Below are 25,470 nucleotides of genomic sequence, written 5' to 3'. Positions count from 1 at the left end.
TTCCAATTATGTGGTTGAGTGATGACTGTCACGTCATGGCGGCAACCGTCGGAGTGAGTAGATCCTCCCGGTGTGAGACGTCGCCGGGTTCGAACGGAGGAGTTCAGTGAAGACAAAGGGTGCACTGCTGCGGGAGCACAACAAGCCGTGGGCGATCGAGGACATCGAGATCGGCGATCCCAAGGCCCACGAGATCAAGATCAAGATGGAAGCCGCAGGCATGTGCCATTCCGATCATCATCTGATGACAGGTGGCATCCCGATGGCCGGGTTCCCGATCCTGGGCGGACACGAGGGTGCGGGAGTCGTCGCCGAGATCGGCGAAGGCGTCACCGACTTCGAGGTCGGCGACCACGTCGTGCTGTCGTTCATCCCATCGTGTGGCAAGTGTCCGTCGTGTCAGTCGGGGATGGCCAACCTGTGCGACTTCGGCGCCATGCTGCTGCAGGGTGAAGCCGTGTCGGACAACACCTTCCGCATCCAGACCGCATCCGGCGAGAACGTCTACCCGATGACGCTGCTGGGGACCTTCGCGCCGTACATGGTCGTGCACGAGGCGTCCGCGGTGAAGATCGACAAGGACATCCCGTTCGAGGTCGCCGCGCTGTGCGGTTGCGGCATCCCCACCGGTTACGGCTCCTCGACCCGGAGCGGCGACGTGCGCCCGGGCGAAGACGTCGCCATCGTCGGTGTCGGCGGCGTCGGTACCGCGGCACTGCAGGGCGCGGTGATCTCCGGTGCCCGCAACCTGTTCGCCATCGACCCGGTCGAGTGGAAGCGCGAGCAGGCGCTGAAGTTCGGGGCCACCGCGGCGTTCGCCTCGGTCGAAGAGGCTGCCATGGCGATCGCGGAGACCACGCACGGCGGCATGTGCCAGAAGGTGATCGTCACGGTCGGCGAGGTCCACGGCAAGGACGTCGACCTGTGGATGGGTATCACCGCCAAGGGCGGCACCTGTGTCCTGACCGGTATGGGCAACATGCTCGAGAGCGATGTGAACCTGAACCTCGCCATGCTGACCCTGCTGCAGAAGAACCTGCAGGGCTCCATCTTCGGCGGCGCCAACCCGAAGCTCGACATCCCGCAGCTGCTGTCGATGTACAAGATCGGCAAGCTCAACATCGCCGACATGATCACCCGCCAGTACCGGCTGGACCAGATCAACGAGGGTTACCAGGACATGTTGGACGGCAAGAACATCCGCGGTGTCATCCGCTACACCGAAGAGGACTGGTGAGCACCCGGGTAACGTGACCCGATGTGTCTGTCCTTGAATCTCTGACGGAATGGCCCGTCGACCACGCGTCGGCGGCGATCATCACCCGTGACGGGGTCGCCGACCAGTTCGGCGACCCCGCTCGCGTCTTCGAACTCGCCTCGGTGACCAAGCCGCTGGTGGCCTACGCGGTTCTCGTGGCGGTCGAGGAAGGTGCCGTCGAACTCGACGACCCGGCGGGGCCGTCGGGATCGACTCTCGCTCACCTTCTCTCGCATGCGTCCGGACTGGCCTATGACACCCGCGAGGTCGAGGCGCCGCCGGGGGAGCAGCGGATCTATTCGAGTTCGGGCTTCGAGGTGGCCGCCGAGGCCGTGGCGGAAGCTACCGGTATCGAGTTCGGCCGGTATCTCTCCGAAGCCGTGTGTATGCCGCTGGGGTTGTCGTCGACGACCCTCTACGGGTCGGCCGGGCATGCGGCGCGCTCGAGTGCGGCGGATCTGGCGGTCTTCGCTCGAGAGCTGTTGAATCCGCGGCTGCTGGCGCCGGAGACGTTCGGAAAGCTGACGTCGGTCCAGTTCCCCGGTCTCGACGGATTCGTTCCGGGTTACGGCAAGCACCGCCCCAACGACTGGGGGATCGGCTTCGAGATCCGCTCGGAGAAGTCGCCGCATTGGACCGGGACACGGAATTCTCCGCGCACGTTCGGGCACTTCGGGCAGGCCGGGACGTTTCTCTGGGTGGACCCGGTTCTCGACGCCGCATGCGTCGTGCTGACCGACCGGCCGTTCGGACCATGGGCGAAGCCGCTGTGGAGCGAGTTCAACGATCGTGTCGTTGATGAACTCTCGTCACAGAACTGAATTTTTCTCGCACCAGAAACTGGCGCAACACGTGCCTCATGAGGCACAATTGATCTCACGAGTGTGATATCCGCTGTCGCGAGGTGTGTTGGGGAAGACGTTCCTCGTCGACAACGGAGGTGAACAAGGTGCGCAATCTGAACCAGTTTGCGGACATGACAACAGGAGTGGTGTACATCCACTCGGCGCCGGTGGCGCTGTGCCCGCATGTGGAGTGGGCTCTGTCGTCGACCCTGAATGCGCGCGCCAACCTGAAATGGTCGGCACAGGATGCCGAGCCGGGCATGCAGCGTGCCACTGTCGACTGGGCAGGGCCGGTCGGCACTGCCGCACGTCTGGTGACGGCTCTCCGTGAGTGGTCGGCGCTTCGCTTCGAGGTGACCGAGAATCCGAGCGAGGGCGTCGACGGCGAGCGGTTCTGCTACGTCCCGGGACTGGGCCTGTGGCGCGGCTCCACGAGCGCCAACGGTGACGTCATCATCGGCGAGAACCAGTTGCGCTCGATGATCGAATCGCAACCCGACAGCGCCGGCCTCGCCGGTGAACTCGAAGGCGCACTCGGTACCGCGTGGGACAACGCCCTCGAGCAGTACCGCATGGGCGGCGCCGGCGCCGAGGTCACCTGGTTGCAGCAGCGGGTGGGCTGACCCTTCGAGACGCCCTCCGCAGGCTCCGGGCTCCTCAGGGAGCGGTGGTGGCGTGTCCTCCGCAGGCTCCGGGCTCCTCAGGGAGCGGTGGTGGCGTGTCCTCTGCACGCTCCGGGCTCCTCAGGGAGCGGTGATGACAAGTGCCCCGGTCCTCGAAGGACCGGGGCACTTGTCGTTGGTGCGACGCGTCAGAGCGGGATGTTCTTGTGGCGTCCGCGGCGTGCGGGTGCTGCCGCGAGCGCTTCGGCGATGATGCTGCGCGTGTGCGCCGGGTCGATGATCTCGTCGACCACCCCGATGGACTGAGCGCGGCCGACACCGCCGGCGATGGCCTCGTGCTCGGCGGCGAGGCGGTCGTGCAGAGCCTCTCGCTCATCGTCGGGTGCGGCGGCGAGGGCCTTCTTGTGGAGGATGCCCACCGCGGCCTTGGCGCCCATCACGGCGACCTCCGAACCCGGCCAGGCGAAGACCGCGGTGGCGCCGAGCGCACGCGAGTTCATCGCGATGTAGGCACCGCCGTAGATCTTTCGGGTCACCAGCGTGACGCGGGGGACCGAGGCCTCGGCGAAGGCATGCAGCAGCTTCGCGCCACGCCGGACGACGCCGTTCCACTCCTGGCCGACGCCGGGAAGGTAGCCCGGTACATCGGTGATGACGATGAGAGGGATTCCGAAGGCGTCACAGAGGCGGACGAAACGCGATGCCTTCTCGGCGCTCTCGGAGTTGAGGCAACCGCCCATCCGCAGCGGGTTGTTCGCGATGACACCGACGCTGCGTCCGGACAGCCGGCCGAAGCCGACGACGATGTTCGGCGCCCACTTCGCTTGCAGCTCTTCGAAACTCGAGATCTCCGTCTCGCCGTCGGCGGCCACACCGGAGTCGAGCAACTGCTCGACGACGGGGTGGACGTCGTAGGCGCGACGATTCGACTCGGGCAGCAGGGCCTTGAGGTCGGTGTCGCCGGCCCGGGCGTGATCGCGGTCGAAGTGTCCCTGCTGGGTGAACGTCGACACGAGACGCCGCGCCCGCCACAGCGCATCGGGCTCGGAGTCGGCGACGATGTGGCAGACGCCGGACTTCTTGCCGTGTGTGGTCGGGCCGCCCAGCGACTCCATGTCGACTTCTTCGCCGGTGACGCTCTTGACGACATCCGGCCCGGTCACGAAGACCCGGCCGGCCGGCGCCATGATCACGACGTCGGTCAGCGCCGGGCCGTAGGCCGCGCCCCCGGCCGCGAACCCGACGACGACCGAGATCTGCGGGATGTAGCCGGAGGCGCGCACCATCGCCTCGAAGACCTGGCCGACCGCGTGCAACGCCTCGACACCCTCGGCGAGGCGAGCGCCACCCGAGTGCCAGATGCCGATGACCGGCGCCTGCTCGGTGATGGCGGTGTCGATGGCGTTGACGATGTGCGCACACCCCACGACACCCATGGCGCCACCCATCACGGTGCCGTCGGTGCAGTAGGAGACCGTCCGGACCCCGTGGACCAGACCGACGGCGGCCTGGACGCCCGACTTGTCGCGTGGATGGAGCAGCGACATCGTGCCTTCGTCGAAGAAGTTGGTGAGCCGCAACAGGGGGTCGCGGGGATCGGCGGCTTCTTCGCGGCCGGCAACGGGAGCCAAGGTCGTCATCGATGTCTCCTGGGTGTCGGGGGTGTGGCGGGAGTGCTCAGTAGCGACCGAAGGCGAGCGCCACGTTGTGCCCACCGAAACCGAACGAGTTGTTGATCGCGTACTCGATCTGCCCGTAGCGGGGCTCACCGTGCACGACGTCGATGTCGCATTCCGGGTCCAGATTCTCGAGGTTGAGGGTCGGCGGGATGACGCCTTCCTCGACACTCTTGATGGTCAGGACCGACTCGAGCGCCCCGACGGCACCGATGGAGTGTCCGAGCGCGGACTTCGGTGCGTACACCGCCGCGTGCTGGCCGATGGCGGCGAGAATGCCCGCGGCCTCGGCGGTGTCGCCGATGGGGGTCGACGTGGCGTGCGCGTTGATGTGGGTGATGTCGGAGCGCTGCAGACCGGCGGTCTGCAGGGCCCGGGTCATCGCCCGTGCATTGCCCTGTCCACTGGGGTCGGGGGCGACGAGGTGGAATCCGTCGGAGGTGATGCCGGAGCCGAGGAGGCGGGCGTGGATGTGCGCGCCGCGTGCCCGTGCATGATCCTCACGCTCGAGGATCAGCATCGCCGAGCCCTCGCCGAAGACGAACCCGTCGCGGTCCTTGTCGAACGGCCGTGAGGCGGCCGCGGGATCGTCGTTGCGCGTGCTCATCGCACGCATCATCGAGAAGGCGGCGATCGGCACCGCGTCGATGTGACCCTCGACGCCGCCGGTGACGACCATGTCGGCGTCACCCATGACGATGTGGCGCCAGGCGTGTGCGATGGCCTCGGCGCCCGATGAACAGGCCGAGACCGGGGTGATCACGCCGGCGCGGGCGCCGACGTTGAGTCCCGCGACGGCCGCCGGTCCGTTCGGCATCGCCATCGAGACGGCGAGCGGGGACACCTTGCGGTAGTTCCCGGTGGTCTCCATGGCCTGGACCGCGTCGACCATCGCGTCGGCGCCGCCCTGACCGGTACCGATCACGACGGCAAGGCGGTCCTTGTCGACGTCGGGTTCGCCGGCCTGGGCCCAGAGGCGCTTGCTCATGACGTGCGCGATGCGCTCGACGTAGGCCATCCGCCGGGATTCGACGCGCGTGACCTCCTCGGCGGGATCCTGGAGGAGACGACCACCGATGCGCACCGGGAGGTTGTACTTGGTGATGAAGTCGTCGGTCAGCTCACGGATTCCCGATTCGCCGGCCAGCAGGTTCTTCCAGGTCGAGTCGAGGTCCCCGCCCAGCGAGGTGGTGGCCACCATGGAGGTGACCACCACACTCGGGAAGTTCCCACCCAGCGTGGAGTACTCGCGGAGGGAAGAGGGAGTCATCAGTTCTCGTCTGCCTCGACCTGCGCCTTGATGGCTGCAGCGGCCTCGGGGTTCTCGTTCTCGAGCTTCTGGATGTAGGCGACGGCGTCGCCGACGGTGCGGAGGCCGGCGAGATCCTCGTCCGGGATCTTCACGCCGTACTTGTCCTCGGTCTGGACCGCGATCTCGACCATGGACAGCGAATCGATGTCGAGGTCGTCGACGAACGACTTCTCGAGGGTCACCTCGGACGGCTCGATGCCGGTGACTTCTTCGATGATCTCCGCGATGCCGGCAATGAGTTGTTCCTGGGTGGCAGCCACTGTGGCGTTCCCTTTCCTTAGCTTCGTTGACTTGATGGTTCCGGAGCGCATGACGGACAGGAGAGTCCGCGCGCTTGGACACGCCGGCTCTAACAGCCGACGTTCCGGGGGTCGCGGACTACCCGCGACCTCTATCCAAGTTCGGTGATCTTCGTGATGTCGCCGGGCTCCTTGAGCGCCAGCGCGGGAGTGCCCTTGAGTTCGCGCTTGGCGATACCCACCAGCGTCCCCGCCGGGGGCAGTTCCACCACGGCGTCGGCCGAGTGGTCCCGCAGGTACGCCGAGCAGAGATCCCAGCGGACCGGCCTGGTCACCTGTCCCACCAGTTTTGTCAGCGCGTCGGCGCCGTCCGTTACAGGCTGACCGTCGGAGTTCGACAGCAGCGTGCGGACGGGGTCGGACGGGGTGATCTGTGCCGCGGCAGCGGCGACGGCCTCTTGGGCCGGAGCCATGAAGTGCGTGTGGAACGCGCCGGCGACGGCGAGCTTGCGGATGCGAGCCTTCTCCGGCGGCGACGCGATGAGTTCGTCGATCTGGGCGACCGCGCCGGCGGCGACGATCTGACCCGCCGCGTTGCGGTTGGCCGGGACGAGGTCGAGTTCGTCGAGGCGCGCGAGCACCGCGGCCTCGTCGCCACCGAGAACGGCAGCCATGGTCGTGGGCTCGAGCGCGCAGGCCTTGGCCATCTCGGCACCGCGGATCGCGGCGAGCGTGACCGCTTCGTCGGCGGAGATCACACCGGTGATCGCCGCGGCGGCCAGTTCACCCACCGAGTGTCCGGCCACGACGGCGTCGGCAGGCAGCTCGCCGTTCTTGCGGACCTCGTCGTAGGCCAGCAGCGCCGCGACCACGACGAGCGGCTGGGTCACCGCGGTGTCGGTGATCTCCTCCGCGGTGGCGGTGGTGCCGAGCCCTTCGAGGTCCAGCTGGATGAGCTTGGACCAGGTGGCGAGCTGGTCACGCGCGCCCGGCAGTTCGAGCCAGGGCACGAGCATTCCGGGTGTCTGTGAGCCCTGTCCGGGGGCAAGCATCGAAAGCACGTGACCAGAGAACACCCTTTGCCCGTGGGATGTGGGTGTGGAGAAGCATGAACCTTGTCGCCGCCTTTTGTGGGGTTCCCACAAAGGTGACCTACAGGTCACCTGGTTCGTCACCAGTCCGAGATTTGTTACCGAACCGTGTTCTTAAGGCTCCTATCAGCACAAACGGTGAATCGGACATGAAACCGGTGTGACTCATGTGGCTGATGAATGCGATTTGTGCCGGAAGTGTGTCAGTCGACCCACCGTCGACGCGACCCTCAGAACGTAGGCGTCGCGAGGGTTAGTTGGGTCACGTCCTGTGATTTCTGAAATTTTCTTCAACCGATAGCGGACCGTATTTGGATGTATGTACAGAATCCGAGCGCACGACTCCACCGAGCCGCCGGAGTCGAGGTAGGCATCGAGCGTCGTCGTCAACGTCGAGCCGCCCTCGGCCAGCGGTAGGACGAGGGATTCCACCAAAGCGGTCATCGCTGACTCGTCGCCGTTGAGCGCGCGTTCGGGGAGCAGTTCGAGACTGTGGACCGGGCGCGGGGCGTTCGGCCAGCCCGCGACCGCCTCTATTCCGGCCATCGCCTCGGTCGCACTCGTGTGCGCACTGCCGAGGTTCGGCATCGTCGGTCCGATGACGACCGGGGCATCGGCGAAGTGGGACAGCAGCGCGCCGACGAACTTCTCGGTCGGACGGGCCGGACCGCTCACGATGGCCACCAGTACCGAACCCTGCACCACCGAGAGGGCCGACCGGTCGAAGGACTTGGCCGTGTTGTGGATCGCCAGCGGCACCGAGACGTTCTGTTCCGGCGGCGGGGTCCCGACGATGACGGTGGCGGGTGCATCCGATTCCCAGTTGAGCGCTGCTGCGCGAGACAGCAACTGGGCGCCGGTGTCCCCGCGGACGACCGCGTCGACGACCAGGGCCTCGAGCCGGGAATCCCACGCACCCCGCGACTCCGCGGCCGAAGCGTAGATGGATGCCGCGGCGAAGCCGATCTCCCGTCCGTACCGCAGCACCGACTCGGTGAGCGCGCGGAGCTGGGCGTCGTTGCGGGCCAGGAGCGGGAGCCACTTCTCGAAAAACTCCATCGCCACGCGGACCATCTCGACGGTCTGCAGGAGGGTGATCCGGCGGGCGAGATCCTGGGGGACCACCTGGAAGGCCTGGACCGTGAACTTCACGTTGCCCTCGGGGTCCTGGATCCACTCGACGAAATTGACCACCGCGGTCTGCACGACGAGTTGCACACTCGCGCGCTGTGCCGCGTCGAGATCGGAGAAGTACGGCAGCTGGTCCTGCATCGAGTGGACCGCCTCGGTGGCGAGCCGGCCGCTGTACTGCTTGACCCGCCGGAGCAGTGTGTCCGGGAGCGCGTCGTGCACGGTGGCGGGGGCCGGTACATGGGCGCCCCGCTCACCGAACACATCAGCCGGCGGTGGCTTCCTGTTCACGCTGGCATCGGACACGACCTCAATCTAGACCCTCGGCCGGCCGGAGTCGCCGACCGTGGGCGAGACGAGGCCGCGTCCGTCGACGCGACGCTCAGGCGACACCCGGATCGCTGGTCTGCTCGGGCGCGGCCGAGACATCGTCGATCCGGTACTTGTCGGCGGCCTGCTTGGCGACCGACATCTCGATGTTGCCGTCCCGGGCGAGCGCGACGAGCACGGCGACCACGATCGACTCGGCGTCGACGTTGAAGAACCGGCGCGCCGCCGGACGGGTGTCGGAGAACCCGAAGCCGTCCGTGCCGAGCGTGAGGTAGGTGCCCGGGAGGTAGGCCCGGATCTGCTCCTGGACGCCACGCATGTAGTCGCTGACTCCGACGAACGGGCCGGCGGCGTCGGCGAGCAACTCGGTCAGGTAGGCCGGGGCCGGTTCGGCCCCCGGATCGCGCACCGCCTCGCGGTCGGCGCGGATGCCGTCGCGGGCGAGTTCGCTCCACGAGGTGACCGAGTAGACGTCGGCGCCGACGTTCCATTCCTCCGCGAGCATGTCTGCGGCGCGCAGCGCGTCGGGCATGGTCACGCCGGAGACGAGGATGTTGGCCGGATGCTGCTTGCCCTCGGGAGCCTTCTGGAACCGGTACGCGCCCTTGACGATGCCGGCCGGATCGAGCCCCTCGGGCTTGGCCGGCTGACTGATCGGCTCGTTGTAGACGGTCAGGTAGTAGAAGACGTTCTCCGGGTCGTCGCCGTACATGCGCTCGATGCCGCGCTCGACGATGTGGCCGAGCTCGTAGGCGAAGGCCGGGTCGTAGGCGACGACCGCGGGGTTCGTGGCGGCCAGCAACGGGGAGTGCCCGTCGGCGTGCTGGAGCCCCTCGCCGGTCAGTGTGGTGCGCCCCGCGGTCGCGCCGATGACGAAGCCTCGCGCCATCTGGTCCGCGGCCGCCCAGAAGCTGTCGCCGGTGCGCTGGAAACCGAACATCGAATAGAAGATGTACAGCGGGATCATCGGCTCGTCGTGGGTCGAGTACGACGTGCCGACCGCGGCGAAGCTGGCCGCCGACCCGGCCTCGTTGATGCCCTCGTGGAGGATCTGGCCCTCCGAGCTCTCCTTGTAGGCGAGCATCAGTTCGGCGTCGACCGAGGTGTAGAGCTGCCCGTTGCGGTTGTAGATCTTGAGGGTCGGGAACCACGAGTCCATCCCGAACGTGCGCGCCTCGTCGGGGATGATCGGGACGATGCGCTTGCCGATCTCCTTGTCGCGCAACAAATCCTTGAAGACACGTACGAGCGCCATGGTGGTGGCGACCTGCTGCTTGCCCGAGCCCTTCGCGGTGGCCTTCAGCGCCGAACTCATGTCCGCCTTCAGGACTTTGGACTTCGTGCGCCGGCTCGGCAGGAAGCCGCCGAGGGTCTTGCGCCGGTCGAGCATGTACTGGAGTTCCGGCGAGTCCTTGCCGGGGTTGTAGTACGGCGGCAGGTACGGGTCTTTCTCGAGCTGCTCGTCGGTGATCGGGATCCGCGTGCTGTCGCGGAAGGCCTTCAGGTCGTCGAGCGTCAGCTTCTTCATCTGGTGCGTCGCGTTGCGACCCTCGAAGTGCTTGCCCAGCGTGTAGCCCTTGATGGTGTGGGCGAGGATGACGGTCGGTTGTCCCTTGTGGGTCATCGCCGAGGCGTAGGCGGCGTGGATCTTGCGGTAGTCGTGACCGCCCCGCTTGAGGTTCCAGATGTCGGCGTCCGAGAGATCCTTGACGAGTTCCTTCGTACGCGGGTCGCGGTTGAAGAAGTGTTCGCGGACGAACGCGCCGTCGTTGGCCTTGTAGGTCTGGAAGTCGCCGTCGGGTGTGGTGTTCATCAGATTGACCAGAGCGCCGTCGCGGTCGGCGTGCAGCAGCGAGTCCCACTCACGGCCCCAGATGACCTTGATGACGTTCCATCCGGCGCCGCGGAAGAAGGACTCGAGTTCCTGGATGATCTTGCCGTTGCCGCGCACCGGGCCGTCGAGACGCTGCAGGTTGCAGTTGATGACGAAGGTCAGGTTGTCGAGACCCTCGGTGGCCGCGAAGCTGGCGAAGCCGCGCGACTCGGGCTCGTCCATCTCGCCGTCGCCGAGGAAGGCCCACACATGCTGATCGGAGGTGTCCTTGATCCCGCGGTCGTGCAGGTAGTGGTTGAAGCGCGCCTGGTAGACGGCGTTCATCGGGCCGAGACCCATGGAGACGGTGGGGAATTCCCAGAAATCGGGCATCAGGCGCGGATGCGGATACGACGGCAGGCCGCCGCCCTCGCCGGCGTGGCTGTGCTCCTGGCGGAAGCCGTCCATCCGGGCCTCGTCGATCCGGCCCTCGAGGTAGGCGCGGGCGTAGATGCCCGGTGAGGCGTGGCCCTGGATGAAGATGTGGTCGCCGCCGCCGGAGTGGTCCTTGCCGCGGAAGAAGTGGTTGAAGCCGACCTCGTAGAGCGACGCCGACGAGGCATAGGTGGAGATATGGCCGCCCACACCGACACCCGGCCGCTGGGCGCGATGCACCATGATCGCGGCGTTCCACCGGATCATCTGACGGAAGCGGCGTTCGACGTCCTCGTCGCCGGGGAACCAGGGCTCGGCCTCGGTGGGGATGGTGTTGACGTAGTCGGTGGAGGTGAGTGCGGGGATCGACACGCGCTTCTCGCCGGCCCGCTCGAGAAGTCGCAGCATCAGGTACCGAGCGCGACCGGGTCCCGCGGCATCGAGGAGGGCGTCGAACGAGTCGAGCCATTCGTCGGTCTCGTCTGGGTCGATGTCGGGCAGATAGGACGCGACTCCTTCGCGGATGACCCGGACTCGTTGTCCGGCGGCGCGTCCGTTCGAGCGGGGGCCGGTGTTCCCGGCGGGTTCGCTCGGCGAGACGTCCTGTGTCGCATGGTCCATCTGGTTGGTCACGGTGATGCCTACTCCCTCTGACAGGCCGGACTCGGGGTGGTGGTCCGACTGCATGGCGTCGGGCACCGCGCTCCGATGTTGTGCGGTGCCTCCCCTCATCGTGCCCCATGTGGGGTGGCTTGGCACCGGGTGGATCCGTGTCGGCTGTCGCGATCGCGTCGATGCGGTAGCGTCCAGAAACTATTACTGACCAGTAGGGGGAGTGGATGCCGGAGCGAGGAGCGGGAACGGTGGGGCGCCGCCGGGGCCGCGTCATCCGGTCGGCGACCGCGGCCACGATCGCCCTCGGGGCGGCGCTGTCGGGTGCGTGTGCCTCGACGGTCGGTGGCGCGGGCACCCCGGCGCCGGGCGAGGTCGCGGTCTACCGGTCCGAGCTGTCGGCCTCGGCGGCCGCCGAGGTACGGGCCGAGGGGGTCGAGCTGTGCCGCGAGTCGATGGCGTCGATGGTCGTGATGGTCCGGGGGTTCAACGCTTTCGTCACCCGTCTGAACGTCGCACAGTCGTATCCCGGGGTCGGCGATCTCGACGAGAAGGCACGGGCCAGTCTGATCGCCGGCGCCGATCAGATCCGTCCCAAGATCACCGAGACCGCGCCCGCGGACGTCTCGACGCCGGCGCGGACATTCCTGGAGTCGACCGCACGGCTGGAGAACGCGATCCGTCGTGAACTGAGTGCCGGCCTCAACCCGGTGTCGGGTCAGTGGTCCCGCGACAAGCAGCGGCTGCTCGACGTGTGCGGTGGTTACACGCCGCTTCCGGCGGCCTCCTCGGCCACCCCGCGCCCGTCCGTCCCGTCGACGACGTCGGACCGTCCCGGCGGGTAGCGTCGCCGCCCCGCGATGATTGGGATCGTGGCACCCGGGGTACCGGTTGTGCACAGGCGATCGCGAAACGCCCGAAATCCATGACGGCGTTCGGCTTGCAATGTGAGGCTTTAGGCTGTTGCCTATGCTGACAGGCGAACAGCGTGCGAGAACGTACGCTGATTCGGCACAGACGACGCACACAACGATCCACACATCTTCAGGAGGTCACGCGCGGTGGTAGCCGCCACAGACGGTAACAACGCCCAGAAACTGGGCTTGACCGCAGGCTTGGTCGTGCAGGAACTCGGCTGGGACGAGGACACCGACGACGAACTGCGCGCTGACATCGAGGACGCGATCGACGCCGAGATGGTCGACGAGGATGCTGATGACGTCATCGACGTCGTGGTCCTCTGGTGGCGCGACGGTGACGGTGACCTCGTCGACGCCCTGATGGACGCGATCGGCCCGCTCGCCGAAGACGGCTTCGTGTGGGTGCTCTCGCCGAAGACCGGCAAGTCCGGCTATGTCGACCCGAGTGAGATCGCCGAGGCGGCCCCGACCGCGGGCCTGACCCAGACCTCGGCCATCAGCCTCGGCGACTGGTCGGCGGCCCGACTCGTCCAGCCCAAGGCCCGCGCGGGCAAGAAAGCATGAGCGGTGCGCTGCCTTCTGCGCCCCTGACCGTCGGCGATCGGGCACCGGACTTCGCCCTTCGCGACCAGAACAACCAGCTCGTGTCGCTCTCGACGCTACGAGCCGACCGCAATGTGCTCGTCGTGTTCTTTCCGCTCGCATTCACCGGCACTTGCCAGGGCGAGCTGGGCTACATCCGCGACCAGCAACCGCGCTTCGAGAACGACGACGTGACGACGGTGACCGTGTCGGTCGGCCCCTCGCCCACACACAAGGTGTGGTCGGCGGCGCAGGGATTCCTGTTCCCCCTGCTGTCGGACTTCTGGCCGCATGGTGACACCGCGCGCGCCTACGGCGTGTTCAACGAAGACCGTGGTTACGCCAACCGCGGCACCTTCCTCGTCGATCGAGACGGCACGATCGTCTTCGCCGACATGGTCGGCCCGGGTGAGGTACGCGAGAACGCGGTCTGGGACAAGGCTCTCGGCGTCATCGGCTGATCGGGTCCGGCCGTCCTCGGATCAGAGTGCCGAGCGACATGGCAGGAGAAAACCGTTTGCCGCCCGGAGGATTCGACGGTGTGATGTGAGAGCCCGTCGACCCGGGCGCTCACGAAAGGACGATCCTCCATGCCGACCAAGTCGTCGCCCAAGGTGCTGAACTACGCATCGCACGTGGACGACAACACTCTGAACCAGGCGGCCGAGACCGCCCGAATGCCGTTCGTGCACCCGCACATCGCCCTCATGCCCGATGCCCACTTCGGGAAGGGTTCTGCGGTGGGCACGGTCATCCCGACGACCGGTGCGGTGATCCCCGCGGCCGTCGGCGTCGACATCGGCTGCGGCATGATCGCGGTGCAGACGCGACTGCGCGCCGCGGACATCGACGGAATGGACCTCGGCCGACTGCGAGGGAAGATCGAGGATGCGATCCCACTGTCGCCCGGCAACTACAACCGCGGTCTGGACCGGTTCGGTTTCACGCGGGCCCGGATCGACTCGCTCGACGAGCAGGCGACGAACGACGGTGTGGACCTCTCACATTCGCCGAAGTGGCGGGAACAGCTCGGATCGCTCGGCGGCGGCAACCACTTCATCGAACTGTGCCTCGACGAGCGGGACGTGGTGTGGCTGTTCCTCCATTCGGGTTCGCGCGGCGTCGGCAACAAGATCGCCCAGAAGCACATCAAGATCGCTCAGCGGCTGTGCCGCCAGTGGTGGATCAAGCTGCCCAACGCCGACCTCGCGTACCTGCCGCAGGGAACGCCGGAGCTCACGGCGTACCTGCGGGATCTGTCCTGGGCTCAGCGGTTCGCGTTCGAGAACCGCGCGGAGATGATGGATCGATTCGTCGCGGTGTTCGCCGAGTGGTTCGGCGACAACGTCTCCGGTGACCGCGATGCCGGGGCGGAGTCGCTGGAAGTGGACCGGATCAATTGCCACCACAACTACACGGTGCGGGAAACGCACGCGGGTAAGGACGTCTGGCTGACCCGGAAGGGTGCGATCGACGCCCATGAGGGCGTCCGGGGCGTCATCCCGGGGTCGATGGGCACGCGGTCGTACGTCGTGCGCGGCAAGGGCAATCCGGCAGGCCTGTGCTCGGCGCCGCACGGTGCCGGTCGGCGGTACTCCCGCAGCGAGGCGCGGAGGCGGTTCACCGCCGAGGATCTCGCGGCCCGGATGACGGGAATCGAGTACCGGCACGGCGACGAGTGGGTCGACGAGATCCCCGACGCCTACAAGGACATCGATCAGGTGATGGCCGACGCCGTGGACCTGGTGGACATCGAGCACACCCTGCGGCAGATCCTCAACGTCAAGGGGACGTGACCGGCCGCGTTCGGCCATGAGAACGAGACGAATCCCGAAGGTGCTGAGCACCTTCGGGATTCGTCTGTCGAGCTGGCAGAGATTTCAGTTGCCGGACAGCTTGTCCTTGATGTTCGACGCGGCGTCCTTCACGCTCTCCACGCCGTCCTTGACGGCCGCGGAGAGCTGATCGCCCTTGCCCTCGCTCTTGAGCTGGTCGTCACCGGTCACATCGCCGGCGGTCTCCTTGGCCTTGCCCGAGAGGTCCTCGGCCTTGTTGCTGACCTTGTCGCTGAATCCCATTTCTCTTCTCCTTCATCTCATGTGTTCATTCATGTGTTCGACGACAACCTCGGGTGAGGTCGTCGGTCGATGCGGGTGTCTGCCTGTTCACCGATCGAGGTGGACGAAGGCCTGCACGTGTACTCCGGAGTCGCCCAGCGCGGTCCGGATCGCGGTGACGGTGTCGGCGACCGGTGCGGTGACCTCGTCGAAGCTCCGGTTCGGCCTCGCCGACACCTCGAGCCGGATGATGCTGCGCGACCGGTCGTCGATCGCCTTCGCGGACACCTTCTGGAACAACGGGTTGCCGGCCAGTTCCGCCGCGGCCGCGTTCGCGATCAGTTTCGGTGCGACGGTGAGCGTTCCGGTCTGATCGGAGCCGTCGAGCACGGCGTCGTCGACGGCGCGTGGCCTGATGATGGTGGCCAGCAACAGCAGACCCCAGCCGACCGCGATCACGGTGAGACCGGCCAGCGCCCAGATCCACCAGGACGCCTGTGCCGCATCGAGAGCGGCGCGCTCGTCGAGACGTTCCACCCATCCGGCCACCGGCTCGATGCCGACCCGCCAGGCCATGGCCGCCGCACCGACGACGATGAGCAGCACGGCCACGAGCCCGACCGACAGTCGATGTGCGATGGCGGGAAGACGATTCATCGGACGCTCCTCGTTCCTTGCACGCGCAACCGCACGACGACCTTGGGGGACGACCGTACTTCGGCGGCCGTGTGAGCGACGGTGTCTTCGATCAGCTGGCGGTCGACACCCTGTGGCCGGACCGCCACCGTGCACCGGATCTTTCGCCGGGTCACCACCGTGTCGGCGTCGAGTACGCCGGGTAGGTCGGAGACGGCAGCACTGCACCGCCGCGCGACGTCCCCGGGGCGGGTCCACATCCCGTCGCCGGCGAGGGCGAGATGTGTCCTGCGCCGTGGTTTGACCGCGACCCACAACAGGATCAGACCCAGCACGACGGCTCCGACCGCGGCGGGCCACATCCAGTTCTGCCACTGCAGGTCCGAGATCCATTCGGCGGCCGTGACCGACCACTCGCGTCCGTCGAGCCAGTTCGCGCGGACGGCGATGTCGCGCACGGCCACCGCGCCGAGCGCGATGAACCCGAGCCCGAGTGCGGCGCCGGCGATCGCGGCGCCCGGAAGGGCCGCGGGCGGAAAGACGTGTTCCGAACCGGTGTTCCGCCCGCTCCCGAGACGTGCGGTATCCGGATCGAGTGCGGTCTGCGTCATCGTCGTACCCCCGGGTCGGTGGTGATGGTCGAGGTGAGCGTCGCGGTGTCGTGCTGCGGGCGCTGTGGGTCCGGCCCGTCCGACGGGACGCGGTCCGTGCGCGGGGCCTCGATGTGGGGGTCGTCGCCGACCGGTGGCAGGTCGACGTAACCGCGTTGGCGTCGCCGGATCGCCTGTCGTGGCTCGAATTTGGACACCGTCACGTCGACGCGTGTCGGTGCGATCCCGGCGAGGCGTTCGACCTCCGCGGTGACGTGGTCGCGCGTGCGACGGGACACCTCGGCGACTGCACACGGCCACTCGAGGGCGAGGGACACCGTGATCCGGGTGCCGCCCGCATGAACGGTCGCGTCAGGTAGGGCGGACCTCTCGCCGATCGCCCCCAGGACCGAGCCGACGCCGCCGCGATGACGGACGACGCCCGGGATGTCGAGGGCCGCCCGGGCCGCGATCTTCTCGAGGACGCGGTCGGCGACGGTGAGTGTCCCGGGCGGCGAGTCGTCCCCGGAGGGGACGCCACCCGTCACCGGCCCGCCGGTGTGCTCAGCCACGACCCCGGCTCCGCAGGAGGGCACCCAGGTCGATGGCGCCGTCACGGTTGAGCCCCAGGACGAGTCCCGCGGCGCCGAGCACGACGGCCAGCAGGAAGCCCGCCAGTCCACCGGCGACGGCGGCCAGTGCGAGGAGCAGGCCGACGAACAGACCCACCACTGCGTTGTTCATTTCGCTTCTCCTTCATGCGGACTCGGCTTCGAGCTGACACTGATGTCGGCCACGGTCACCGAGATCGGTCTCGCGGCGAGCGTTTCGGCGATGTCGCGGACCTGTGCGGCGACGCCCTGCAAGTCGTGCGCGGCGTCGACCACGATGTGGATCTCACCGCTGTCGTCGGCGAGGGACACGCCCGAGACCCGATGTCCGGGCAGGTAGGTGGCGATCTCCCCGAACAGACCGCTGTGCAGGTCGTGCACGCCCGGTACGGAGAGCACGGCGGCGGCGAGGCGATCTGCCAGTGAGCCGCCGTCATCCGTCCGCGCCGCCGGGAGGTCCGACGTCATCACTGGACCCGCGGGGTGGTGTTCGATTCCTGCTCGTCGTCGCCGAACGCGATGTCGTGCACGGTGACATTGACCTCGGTGACCTCGAGACCGGTCATCTGCTCGATCGCGGTGATCACGTTGCGTCGGATGGCAGCTGCCAGTTGATGGATCGCGACGCCGTACTCGGCCACGATGGAGACGTCGACGGCGGCCTGGCGCTCGCCGACCTCGACCTCGATGCCCTGGGTGGTACTCACCGTCGTGCCCGGCAGGACGTCGCGAACCCGGCCGACCACGCGTTCGGTGGTGCCGCCCAGATCGTGGACGCCGTCGATCTCCCGCGCGGCGATGCCGGCGACCTTCGCGACGACGATGTCGGCGATGGAGGTGCGTCCCCGATCGCCCGACGAATCACGGCGGGCGATAGCACGACCCGTGGCGGCGTCGGCGGCGCCGGTGCTCGACGCGCCGAGGGGGGCGGCGTCGTCCTTCGTGGCGTCCTTGGTCGGGGTGGCGCTTGCGGACATGTCGAACTCCTTCGGTCGTCGTGTCTTCTTCGTAGACGGACCGCCTTCGGATGATGCGCTATCGCAAAGGCTGTTCACGATCCGTCTGTAAGGTCAGTCGGGACGGACGGGGGGAGTTGCACGCATGGGACCCAGTGATTCGGCTCACAGACAGTCGCTCGACCTGTCCGAGCTCGGCGATGACGAACTCGCGGGCGCGGCCGCTGTCGGCGACACCGAGGCATTCGACGTCCTCGTCCGACGCGTGACGCCGGGTCTGCTGCGGTACATGCTGCGGATGGTCGACGGGCAGCAGACTGCCGAGGACCTCACCCAGGAGACGTTGCTCGATGCGTGGAAAGGGCTGCCCGACTTCGCATTCCGAAGCAGCTTTCGTACCTGGATGTTCGCCATCGCGCACCGGAAGGCGGTCGATTACCACCGGCGCAGGCGCGATGTACCGTTCGACGACGAACGGTTCGCCGAACTCGAGGCCGCCGGACCGTTGCCCTCCGACATGGCGGAGCGGAGTCTGCTGATCGACGCCCTGCGCGCCGAATTGGACAATCTGCCCGCGACGTCGCGCGCCGCGTGGTGGCTCAAGGAAGTCGAGGGGCTTACCCTCGAAGAAATCGGACAGGTGTTGCGCATCACCACCGGATCGGTGCGCGGCCACCTCCAGCGCAGCCGGAAGTTCCTGTTGACCCGTTTGGCACCGTGGAACCCTGGTAAACCGACAACCACACCGACGGCCACGACGATCGTCGGCGACGCGGAGGGAGGCGAGGACCGTGCCTGACAAGCACATCCGCGACGCTGACATCGCCGACGCGTGGCTGGTCGAGGCCACGCAGCGGCTGGCCGACGAGCCCGCGAACGACGTCGACCGCCTGATCTCCTCGATTTCGGGAAGCCTCCAACGCATCCGGCGGCCGGCCCGAACCCTGGCCACCGACGGGCTCCGCATCACCACCAGCGACCGTGTCGTCAAACAATTGATCGCCGTCCGCACCCGACGCGAACTCGGACGACTGACGGTCTTCGTGTCGGTGGACGGGGCCGGCGACACCGTCGACGGCGTGCGCGTCGGCCTCATCGCCCGTTACGCCGACGACCTCCCCGCGCTGTCCGACGACGTGCGCGACATCGTCGACGAGGTTCTGATCGAGACTCTCGGCACCGAGACCAGCGCCGCCGCCCGACGAAACATCTCGGTGCGCTGGCAGGACGTGTACACGCGAGAGTGGCTCAGCCGCTAGCGATTTCATAACTCGAAGCCGCGCTGGGCGCGGGTTGGGGCTATGGGATCGGGGTGGTGCGCGCAAAGGGATTCGAACCCCTGACCGCTGGTGTGTAAGTTGCGCTATCTGCGAAAACAGGCCTTACCGGGGTTTACCGACCTTTGCCTAGAATTACCCTGTATGCGCAGGTAGTGGCGATTTTCGACCTGGTTCTTTACCGGCGTCTACTTTGCCTTGCGTCGCCTTCTGCGGACTGGTTGCGGACTGGCTGCGGACTGAGAACGCGACTTTGGACAACCGGTCGGCGCTGGTCATAAGCTCGGCCTAGCGCGCTCGGGTCCTTCGATACCTCCCCGGCATCAGCGGCCGGGCGCGTCAGCCCCACCCTCGATACCTTGCGGGCCTCCGGGGTGGGGCTTCCAGATTCTCGGGACTTCTTCCATGTCGGCGGCGAGCCCGCGATAATGCGCGGATGACCCTCCCGTTTGGCGAACCACGTACGTATATCAACCGCTCAGGCAATCAGACGACCGAGTGGCCCGATGGCCTGAAGGTCGTTCGCATGAGTGATGGTCGGGTCAAGATCGGTCGGCAGGGCTCGCACCTCCGCGGGGGACCGAAGAACGTCAAGGTGCAACAGTTCTCGGACGGTAGCAACCCGACCGCCCACATCATCGCTGCGTTCGACGCCAACGACTGACACTTACCGTCGACCGTGGTGCTCGCTCTCGTCATCGGGCGGTCGGTAGCGTGAGAACCCGTAGCGCTGGTCCTGTCGCCGGAGTTCAGCGTCCTGGCGCTGCTCGGCAATCCACGCGGCATAACCCCGCGGTGCGGTGTCTGGGTCTGGTCGAGTGGTCATCTCTGTTATCCATCTGTTAATCGCCTGCGGCGAACCCAAATTCGCGTGTCTGTCGTGTCCTAGTGTCGTCAGCGCGGAACGCGGGGTCGGTGTGGTTCTTGGTCCCGATACGGACGATTTCGGCCCGCTTGCGCCGCGATGCGCGGTGGAGTCCGGCAAGGATCACCGGCGGCGGCTCGGCGTCCTCGTCGTGCGCGTCTCGCCATGCGGCGAGGTCGGCCCGCTCGGTGTCGCTGCCGCGTTCGTAGTCGAGGGTGTCGCCGTCCTCCTCGTCACCGGCGACAACCTCGACCGCGACGACCTCACGGCCGAACAACCGAAGCGCGATCAGCGCGCGACCCCACCCCTCGCGGCCGACATCGCGGGCCCGGATCGCGGCCGTCGACGCTTCGGCGTCGCGCCGTCGCTGCGCAGCGCGCACCCGGGCGTCGCGTAGTTCGATCTCGTCGAGCTCGCGCGCAATTGCGGCCCGGTGCTCGGTCTCGACCCGTTTCCGTTCGCCCCGGCTTGCTGCTTCACGCTGATCGCGAAGCTCGGGTGTTGGGTCCGGGTCGGTGAACTGCCACCCGCTCGCGAACGCCACCCGTGACCACCAAGCGCCGTGCTCGTGCGGCCACGCGGCGCCGCGACGGTGGAACCTGCCGCCTGTCTGCTGTCGTGAAAACGCGGTTTCGTCGAGTAGCTCGCCCGCGGGGTCTCGACGTCGGCACCCCAGTGAGCACAGTGCAAGGCGATCCGCAGGCAGCGCAAGCACTCCCACCCCGCCGGTGTCGCACCGGCGAGGTGAACATGCGTTGTGCGTGGGATGAGTTCGTGCCCGAAGCGGCGGCAATGGGCCGGAACCGTGAGTGTCGTCATCCGGGCACCACCCCCAGGCGGAATGCCTCGGCAAACTCGCGAGGGGGTCGCCCGTCGTCGCCGAGTAGGTTCCGGTCCGCGCACCACGCGTAGAACCCGTCGCGGCGCCGCTCGTGGGCGAGGGTTGTGCGCCAATGCGGCCAAGCGTCGTGGGTCCGAGGGGTGGGTGTCGGTGCGTTGGGATCGCGGAACGGGTTGTCGGGGTAGCCCTGCGCTACCTCGGCGGCAGTCATGCCGTCGTAGGCTGCGCGGAACTCTTCGTCGGTGACGGGGTTGCCCTCGCCGTCGCCGATCTGGTCGAGGTAGAACGTCGAGGTGGGCAGGAACCTGTCGGGAACCGCGGCGGGAGTGAGTGCGAGCCCGGTCGTGCCCGCTAGCTCCCCCGCACCTGCGAGGCGCGCCACTACCGAGCCTTCCGGGTGCGCGACGGCCGACGAACGGCGGCGTTGCGGCGGTCGGCCTGGCCGCGCTCGCCGCCGTCCCCGGCATACGGTCCGCGAAGAGCCCCGGGCGGCGTACCCCGAGAGGTCAGCTTGCCCGCGTTGGCTGCGGTCGTGAACCGGTGTTCGACGAGTTGCTGCAACTTGGCGAGCGCGAGCCGCTGTTGGCGGATCTCGGTTGTCGCCGGGTTGTTCTTGACCCCGCCGGTGGGAGACACGATGACGGCGCCGTTACTGTCGATCGAGCGCTGCAACGCGGTGATGGTGGCGATCGTGGCGCAGGCGTTCTCGATCAGGATCTCGTCGGCGTGATCGAGCACCAGGCCCAATCGGACGGCTTCGTCGACGTAGAACTGGCGCAGCGCACCGGCGGACATGTCGACCCCCGCGGGCTTGGCCTTCGAGGCGGTCTTTCTAGGCGAGGCTGCGTTCTGCGCGATCATGCTTCGATGATTGCACGGTCTGTCAAAAGGTAGTTCGGAGTGAAAGGGGCTGGCGTACAACGCGTATGGTTGCCGATCAACTCGAAAACTAGACCACACCATTTGTCGGCTCGATTCACCGGGGAAGGTGTCGGCGACGATTCATCGGGAGTGCTGCGGGTCACAACTCGGCGAGTCATCCACATCGGGCTCGCGGGGGATGCGAGGATGCCGACCAAGCGACACGACGGCGACCGGTGCGACCCGCCTGTCGGCTGATCTTCCGCGAAGCCAGGCCGAGCTTATGGAGGACCACTGTGACGGTGCCCGCTATGCCCGAGTTCGGGCCAGTTCTGTACCACTACACCGACATATACGGTGTCGAAGGCATCATCGGCGGCGAGAACCTGCGAGGCACTGATATCAGGTTCATGAACGACCTGTCTGAACAACGTTTCGGTGAAGGGCTTCTTGACAGGGCATTCGACGAATGCGGTTCGGAGCTGCAAGCAGAGGCGAAATCAGGTGATCCGCTAATCGCCGCGGCGGTGGACTCGCTTACCGATCTCCACGGAACGACGCGGATGTTCCGGGGGGACTATGCGCCACTCGCGATGGAGTACTTTGCGGTCTGCTTCTCAGAGTCGCGCGATCAACTCAGCCAGTGGCGCGCGTACGCGCGAGAAGGTTACTGCCTGGCGTTCGACACTGCCGAGCTGTTCACCTATCTACGCTCGACTCCCAATACGGGCAGTAGCGCCGATGCCCCGCTCGCGACTGACATGAGGCGAGTTTCTTACGGTGACTCGGGTTTTGCGGATCTAAAGGCATTCATTCGAGGCCGTGTCCTCGCAGCGGCCACCGAAGATATCGAACACGGGCTCGTGGGTTCGAGTTCCCGCACAGGTCATCGCAACGATTGGGGAATGGGCGTAGCACTGGAGGCCGTCTTCCACAAGGACCCTGCTTTTGCCGAGGAACGGGAAGTCCGTGTTCTGCTTGGTGGCGCCGCAGACGCACACACTCCCGGTCGCTTCGGCATGGTTCCGCGGGCTCATGTTCCGCTTCAGCGACAATTGGTCCGGTCGGTCACCGTCGGACCAAACACATATGCGGACCTTCAGGCGACATCGTTGGAGAGCTACGCGGTCGCCACCAGGTGGTGGGGCGGTCACCCAACCGGTCAGTTCAGTGTGCTGAGGTCTGAGATTCCCTACCGCGGCTAGCAAAGTTGACATAGGTGCCGGGGTGTCGACGGCCATCCTGGCGGGAGCCGACATAGTGTCTCTGGGTGACCGCGATGTTCGAAGTTGTCGACCTTGACGACGGATGGGTTCGCGGAGCTTCTGAACCGGGCGGTGACGAGCGCAAACGATGGTTCCACGGCCCGGAGTCCTCGCAGTACGCCGGGCACTGGCTGTTCAAACCCCGGACCGAAAAGACGCTGAAGTTGTCGAAGGCACGCCAGGTGCAGGGTGATAGTCCGGATGTCCTGATCTCGGGCGAGGACTGGGCAGAGAAGGTGAGCTATGAACTCGCGCTGTTGGTCGACCTGCCTGCGGCCGAGACAGAATTGGCAACAGTCACCCCGCCCGATGAACACCGAGTGTTGGGGTCGATGAGTCGGGACATGCGGCCCGAGGTTTCGGAAACCAAGCGATCGCAGAGGTGGCCCTGGTCCGCGGGCGGGTCGTTGGTCGCTGAGGTCGACGCCGCGTTTGATGCCGACACGTGCGTTGGCCACACGTTGACCGCAGTGCGAGACGTCCTCACAGACGGCGGGGTCACCGGTCCGATCGGTACCCGATTCGTCGACTGGCCCGCGTTCGATGTGTGGGCCGGATACCTGATGCTCGACGCGTGGATCGCGAACACCGACCGGCACGCCCACAACTGGGGTGTTGTGCAAAATCCGACCTCGGGCGCGACTTACCTTGGTCCGAGCTTCGATCATGGGTCGGCGCTTGGTGGAGTGATGGCAGAAGCAAACCGCACAAAATGCGTGGTCGACGATTCCGTCGCTCAATGGTGCGCAAAGGGCAAATCGAAGCGGTTCTACGGCGGTGAACCTCGGGACTTGGTCGACCTGGCGGTTGAGGCGTTGTCGCTGTGCTCACCGACCGCGCGGACACACTGGGTAACGCAAATCACTGCCGTTGACCTCGCGATATGCGACTCTGTCATCAGGCGAATCCCAGATATGTCCGACCAGACCCGTACGTTTGTGCAGACCGTAGTCACCACGAACCGAAAGCGACTGTGCGATGCTCTCCACTGATCTGCTGGACCTGTCATCGGCCTATGCCGATGATCAGTCGGCGGCGTCGCGGTTGATCGTGACCCGCCGAGGGGTGTACGACGGCACATATCGAGCGATCGGTTACCTCGATAGGGTCCGCCGCGACGACGGCGACACCTACGAGTTCAGCTACCTCGCGGCGTCTGCCGAGCAAGCGGGGTTCGTCCCGATCATCGGCTTCCGCGATGTCCACCGGCGCTATTCGTCGCCACGGTTGTTCCCATCGTTTGCCGAACGCGTCATCAGCGCCAAGCGTCCCGATCGGCCTCAGTATCTCGCTACGCTCGATCTCGATTCAGACGCCGATGCATGGGAGATCTTGTCGGCTTCTGGCGGTCACCGCGAGGGCGACCCGATCGAGCTGATCTCGCTGCCACGCTATGACGGCGACACCGGGGTGACGTCGGCTCACTTCCTCGCTCACGGCGTCAGGCACCGCGGGGAGCACACGAGCGCGCACATCACCGGCCTCGCGGCCGGTCATCGGCTGACCCTCTTGCCCGAACCGGCAAACGAGCATGACCCGCGTGCGGTCCAAATCATGGACGGAACGATGCACCTCGGGTATGTGCCGAGCCCGCTGCTCGACTACGTTCACTCGGTCATCGAGTGTGACGACCACACCCTGACGGTGGTGCGGGCGAACCCACCAGAGACCCACTCGCACTTGCGGTTACTGCTTCGTCTCGAAGGACGTTGTGACGAGTATGTGTTCGATCGCGCCGAATGGTGCCCGGCACGCCACGACGGCTAATCGACCTAAACGTCGTTCCTCGACGCGTCCACTATCACGTCCGTTAGGGATGTCAGATCATGCAAGACCGTGGTGCCGTGTAGTTCTGCCAGGCCTAACTGGTCGATGTGCCTAGCCCATTGACGCTCGGTGACCACAACGTCGCAATAGGGAATCGCAATCGACAGGAACGATAGATCGTTGAGGTCGTTCCGCGTCCAAGGTTGTTGAGGGTTGCGCAGACGAACCCGCCGTAGTTCGCTCATCACCCACCGGCTGGGGATGCCCTTCAGAAGATCGTATTGCGCATGCTTGCTGGCGATCAGATCGTTGAGGTCGACTCCGCTGCGGTCACACTCGGACATCAGCGGGTCGATAACGTCCGCGAGTTCCGACATGACCGCCACGTCGCCGAGGCGGCCTCCCAGCTTTTGTTCGACAACGGCCCTGCTCAGTTTGGTTTGACCGTCCGCGAAGAGCTGCGAGCTGGAATGTATCTGCGAGGCTGTTTCGAGCATCTCGCGGGCAGCCTCGGGTGCATCTTCGGGCGCGGCCAAGATGAACTCTTCGGCCTTGTTGCGGATGAGTGCCTTGACCTTTGCCCGTATGGCGGGCGGCAACGTTTCCTCGTTGGTCACCTTGAAGCCTGCGACTAGATCTAGGTCGGCGTCGAAAGCGTGCTTGAATCCGACCCCGAAGATGTTGATCTGTGATCGCAGGGGCTCGCCGGTGAGGTACTCCCGAATCTCGGCCGGGACAATCTTCTGAACCGGGGCGATTGCGTGAAACTTGGTTAGTTCGGCCATGGTCTCGCCGAGTTCACGACGGCTGCGCCCTGTCCCGCGGCGCTGAGTCTCGTAGTAGTGCGCAGACGACAGGGTCAAGTCCCAAGTAGTGG

At 66.4% G+C, this 25,470-nt stretch carries 30 protein-coding genes; 13 read left to right on the top strand and 17 right to left on the bottom strand.

Features of this window, described 5'->3' with window-relative positions; genetic code table 11:
- Positions 1-106 precede the first annotated feature (106 nt).
- From AMD30_RS09500 to AMD30_RS09490, 3 genes are all read left to right on the top strand, one after another.
- The gene (locus AMD30_RS09500) at positions 107-1,237 is read left to right on the top strand and encodes an NDMA-dependent alcohol dehydrogenase (protein ID WP_010841195.1); all 1,131 of its coding nucleotides are present in this window, start codon (positions 107-109) and stop codon (positions 1,235-1,237) included.
- 23 nt (positions 1,238-1,260) lie between these two features.
- Complete coding sequence (locus AMD30_RS09495) at positions 1,261-2,079, top strand: serine hydrolase domain-containing protein (protein WP_055475460.1); 819 nt, start codon at positions 1,261-1,263, stop codon at positions 2,077-2,079.
- A gap of 128 nt (positions 2,080-2,207) precedes the next feature.
- Positions 2,208-2,726, top strand: a complete 519-nt coding sequence (locus tag AMD30_RS09490; protein WP_010841193.1) for a DUF3145 domain-containing protein — start codon at positions 2,208-2,210, stop codon at positions 2,724-2,726.
- A 188-nt stretch (positions 2,727-2,914) separates the two neighbouring features.
- Here the strand turns inward: AMD30_RS09490 and AMD30_RS09485 are convergent, their stop codons facing one another.
- The 6 genes from AMD30_RS09485 to aceE form a co-directional block, all read right to left on the bottom strand.
- Complete coding sequence (locus AMD30_RS09485; RefSeq protein ID WP_010841192.1) at positions 2,915-4,366, bottom strand: acyl-CoA carboxylase subunit beta; 1,452 nt, start codon at positions 4,364-4,366, stop codon at positions 2,915-2,917.
- Between the two features lie 37 nt (positions 4,367-4,403).
- Positions 4,404-5,672, bottom strand: coding sequence for a KasA/KasB family beta-ketoacyl-ACP synthase (locus AMD30_RS09480; protein ID WP_010841191.1), 1,269 nt, complete (start codon positions 5,670-5,672; stop codon positions 4,404-4,406).
- Positions 5,672-5,974 (bottom strand): meromycolate extension acyl carrier protein AcpM, encoded by a 303-nt coding sequence (gene acpM, locus AMD30_RS09475; RefSeq protein ID WP_010841190.1) that lies wholly within the window; start codon positions 5,972-5,974, stop codon positions 5,672-5,674. Before acpM ends, AMD30_RS09480 begins: the two co-directional genes overlap by 1 nt.
- Positions 5,975-6,105: 131 nt before the next feature.
- Entirely contained in the window at positions 6,106-7,014 is a 909-nt protein-coding gene (locus AMD30_RS09470) for an ACP S-malonyltransferase (protein WP_010841189.1), read from the bottom strand.
- Positions 7,015-7,209: 195 nt separating this feature from the next.
- Entirely contained in the window at positions 7,210-8,481 is a 1,272-nt protein-coding gene (locus tag AMD30_RS09465) for a PucR family transcriptional regulator (protein ID WP_014927379.1), read from the bottom strand.
- Positions 8,482-8,557: 76 nt separating this feature from the next.
- On the bottom strand, positions 8,558-11,440 hold the full coding sequence (aceE, locus tag AMD30_RS09460; RefSeq protein ID WP_442902690.1) for a pyruvate dehydrogenase (acetyl-transferring), homodimeric type: 2,883 nt from the start codon (positions 11,438-11,440) through the stop codon (positions 8,558-8,560).
- 152 nt (positions 11,441-11,592) lie between these two features.
- Here aceE and AMD30_RS09455 point away from each other — a divergent pair, with 152 nt between their 5' ends.
- From AMD30_RS09455 to AMD30_RS09440, 4 genes are all read left to right on the top strand, one after another.
- The gene (locus AMD30_RS09455; RefSeq protein ID WP_081637169.1) at positions 11,593-12,210 is read left to right on the top strand and encodes a hypothetical protein; all 618 of its coding nucleotides are present in this window, start codon (positions 11,593-11,595) and stop codon (positions 12,208-12,210) included.
- Positions 12,211-12,426: 216 nt separating this feature from the next.
- Positions 12,427-12,849, top strand: a complete 423-nt coding sequence (locus AMD30_RS09450; RefSeq protein WP_055475459.1) for a DUF3052 domain-containing protein — start codon at positions 12,427-12,429, stop codon at positions 12,847-12,849.
- Positions 12,846-13,328 (top strand): peroxiredoxin, encoded by a 483-nt coding sequence (locus AMD30_RS09445; protein ID WP_014927376.1) that lies wholly within the window; start codon positions 12,846-12,848, stop codon positions 13,326-13,328. The genes AMD30_RS09450 and AMD30_RS09445 overlap by 4 nt, the downstream gene beginning before the upstream one ends.
- 129 nt (positions 13,329-13,457) lie before the next feature.
- Positions 13,458-14,663, top strand: a complete 1,206-nt coding sequence (locus AMD30_RS09440; RefSeq protein WP_055475458.1) for an RtcB family protein — start codon at positions 13,458-13,460, stop codon at positions 14,661-14,663.
- An 84-nt stretch (positions 14,664-14,747) separates the two neighbouring features.
- Here AMD30_RS09440 and AMD30_RS09435 read toward each other — a convergent pair whose 3' ends face one another.
- The 7 genes from AMD30_RS09435 to AMD30_RS09405 all read right to left on the bottom strand — a co-directional run bounded on the left by AMD30_RS09435 (position 14,748) and on the right by AMD30_RS09405 (position 17,738).
- Positions 14,748-14,945 carry a CsbD family protein gene (locus tag AMD30_RS09435; protein WP_010841182.1) on the bottom strand — a complete coding sequence of 66 codons (198 nt, stop codon included), beginning with the start codon at positions 14,943-14,945 and terminating at the stop codon, positions 14,748-14,750.
- An 87-nt stretch (positions 14,946-15,032) separates the two neighbouring features.
- The gene (locus tag AMD30_RS09430; protein WP_055475457.1) at positions 15,033-15,581 is read right to left on the bottom strand and encodes a hypothetical protein; all 549 of its coding nucleotides are present in this window, start codon (positions 15,579-15,581) and stop codon (positions 15,033-15,035) included.
- Positions 15,578-16,171 carry a DUF6286 domain-containing protein gene (locus AMD30_RS09425; protein WP_055475456.1) on the bottom strand — a complete coding sequence of 198 codons (594 nt, stop codon included), beginning with the start codon at positions 16,169-16,171 and terminating at the stop codon, positions 15,578-15,580. Before AMD30_RS09425 ends, AMD30_RS09430 begins: the two co-directional genes overlap by 4 nt.
- Entirely contained in the window at positions 16,168-16,722 is a 555-nt protein-coding gene (locus AMD30_RS09420; RefSeq protein WP_055475455.1) for an Asp23/Gls24 family envelope stress response protein, read from the bottom strand. Before AMD30_RS09420 ends, AMD30_RS09425 begins: the two co-directional genes overlap by 4 nt.
- Positions 16,715-16,894, bottom strand: coding sequence for a hypothetical protein (locus AMD30_RS09415; RefSeq protein ID WP_004022968.1), 180 nt, complete (start codon positions 16,892-16,894; stop codon positions 16,715-16,717). Before AMD30_RS09415 ends, AMD30_RS09420 begins: the two co-directional genes overlap by 8 nt.
- The gene (locus tag AMD30_RS09410) at positions 16,891-17,229 is read right to left on the bottom strand and encodes a hypothetical protein (RefSeq protein WP_055475454.1); all 339 of its coding nucleotides are present in this window, start codon (positions 17,227-17,229) and stop codon (positions 16,891-16,893) included. The genes AMD30_RS09415 and AMD30_RS09410 overlap by 4 nt, the downstream gene beginning before the upstream one ends.
- Positions 17,229-17,738, bottom strand: a complete 510-nt coding sequence (locus tag AMD30_RS09405; RefSeq protein WP_055475453.1) for an Asp23/Gls24 family envelope stress response protein — start codon at positions 17,736-17,738, stop codon at positions 17,229-17,231. Before AMD30_RS09405 ends, AMD30_RS09410 begins: the two co-directional genes overlap by 1 nt.
- 124 nt (positions 17,739-17,862) lie before the next feature.
- On the opposite strand from AMD30_RS09405, the gene AMD30_RS09400 reads away from it, so the two are divergent.
- The 3 genes from AMD30_RS09400 (at position 17,863) to AMD30_RS24990 (ending at position 19,658) form a co-directional block, all read left to right on the top strand.
- The gene (locus AMD30_RS09400; protein WP_055475452.1) at positions 17,863-18,516 is read left to right on the top strand and encodes an RNA polymerase sigma factor; all 654 of its coding nucleotides are present in this window, start codon (positions 17,863-17,865) and stop codon (positions 18,514-18,516) included.
- On the top strand, positions 18,509-18,976 hold the full coding sequence (locus AMD30_RS09395; RefSeq protein ID WP_055475451.1) for a hypothetical protein: 468 nt from the start codon (positions 18,509-18,511) through the stop codon (positions 18,974-18,976). Before AMD30_RS09400 ends, AMD30_RS09395 begins: the two co-directional genes overlap by 8 nt.
- Positions 18,977-19,520: 544 nt before the next feature.
- A complete protein-coding gene (locus AMD30_RS24990) occupies positions 19,521-19,658 on the top strand; it encodes a hypothetical protein (protein WP_156354211.1) in 138 nt (45 codons plus the stop codon).
- Positions 19,659-19,836: 178 nt separating this feature from the next.
- Here the strand turns inward: AMD30_RS24990 and AMD30_RS09385 are convergent, their stop codons facing one another.
- The 3 genes from AMD30_RS09385 to AMD30_RS09375 all read right to left on the bottom strand — a co-directional run bounded on the left by AMD30_RS09385 (position 19,837) and on the right by AMD30_RS09375 (position 21,561).
- Positions 19,837-20,403: a hypothetical protein gene (locus AMD30_RS09385; protein WP_055475449.1), complete on the bottom strand. Its 567-nt coding sequence runs from the start codon at positions 20,401-20,403 to the stop codon at positions 19,837-19,839.
- Positions 20,404-20,674: 271 nt separating this feature from the next.
- Positions 20,675-21,082, bottom strand: a complete 408-nt coding sequence (locus AMD30_RS09380; RefSeq protein WP_055475448.1) for a hypothetical protein — start codon at positions 21,080-21,082, stop codon at positions 20,675-20,677.
- Positions 21,082-21,561, bottom strand: a complete 480-nt coding sequence (locus AMD30_RS09375) for a P27 family phage terminase small subunit (RefSeq protein WP_055475447.1) — start codon at positions 21,559-21,561, stop codon at positions 21,082-21,084. Before AMD30_RS09375 ends, AMD30_RS09380 begins: the two co-directional genes overlap by 1 nt.
- Positions 21,562-21,857: 296 nt before the next feature.
- Here AMD30_RS09375 and AMD30_RS09370 point away from each other — a divergent pair, with 296 nt between their 5' ends.
- From AMD30_RS09370 to AMD30_RS09360, 3 genes are all read left to right on the top strand, one after another.
- Complete coding sequence (locus AMD30_RS09370; RefSeq protein ID WP_156354209.1) at positions 21,858-22,766, top strand: DUF2971 domain-containing protein; 909 nt, start codon at positions 21,858-21,860, stop codon at positions 22,764-22,766.
- Between the two features lie 74 nt (positions 22,767-22,840).
- A complete protein-coding gene (locus AMD30_RS09365; protein WP_055475521.1) occupies positions 22,841-23,818 on the top strand; it encodes a hypothetical protein in 978 nt (325 codons plus the stop codon).
- The gene (locus tag AMD30_RS09360; RefSeq protein WP_055475445.1) at positions 23,805-24,593 is read left to right on the top strand and encodes an HIRAN domain-containing protein; all 789 of its coding nucleotides are present in this window, start codon (positions 23,805-23,807) and stop codon (positions 24,591-24,593) included. The genes AMD30_RS09365 and AMD30_RS09360 overlap by 14 nt, the downstream gene beginning before the upstream one ends.
- 5 nt (positions 24,594-24,598) lie before the next feature.
- Here the strand turns inward: AMD30_RS09360 and AMD30_RS09355 are convergent.
- Positions 24,599-25,470, bottom strand: an 872-nt coding sequence (locus AMD30_RS09355; RefSeq protein ID WP_055475444.1) for a hypothetical protein, incomplete at its 5' end; no start/stop codon positions are given.

This window comes from Gordonia sp. HS-NH1 (assembly GCF_001418765.1).
Classification (GTDB): domain Bacteria; phylum Actinomycetota; class Actinomycetes; order Mycobacteriales; family Mycobacteriaceae; genus Gordonia.
This window is presented reverse-complemented; position numbering and strand designations above follow the sequence as displayed.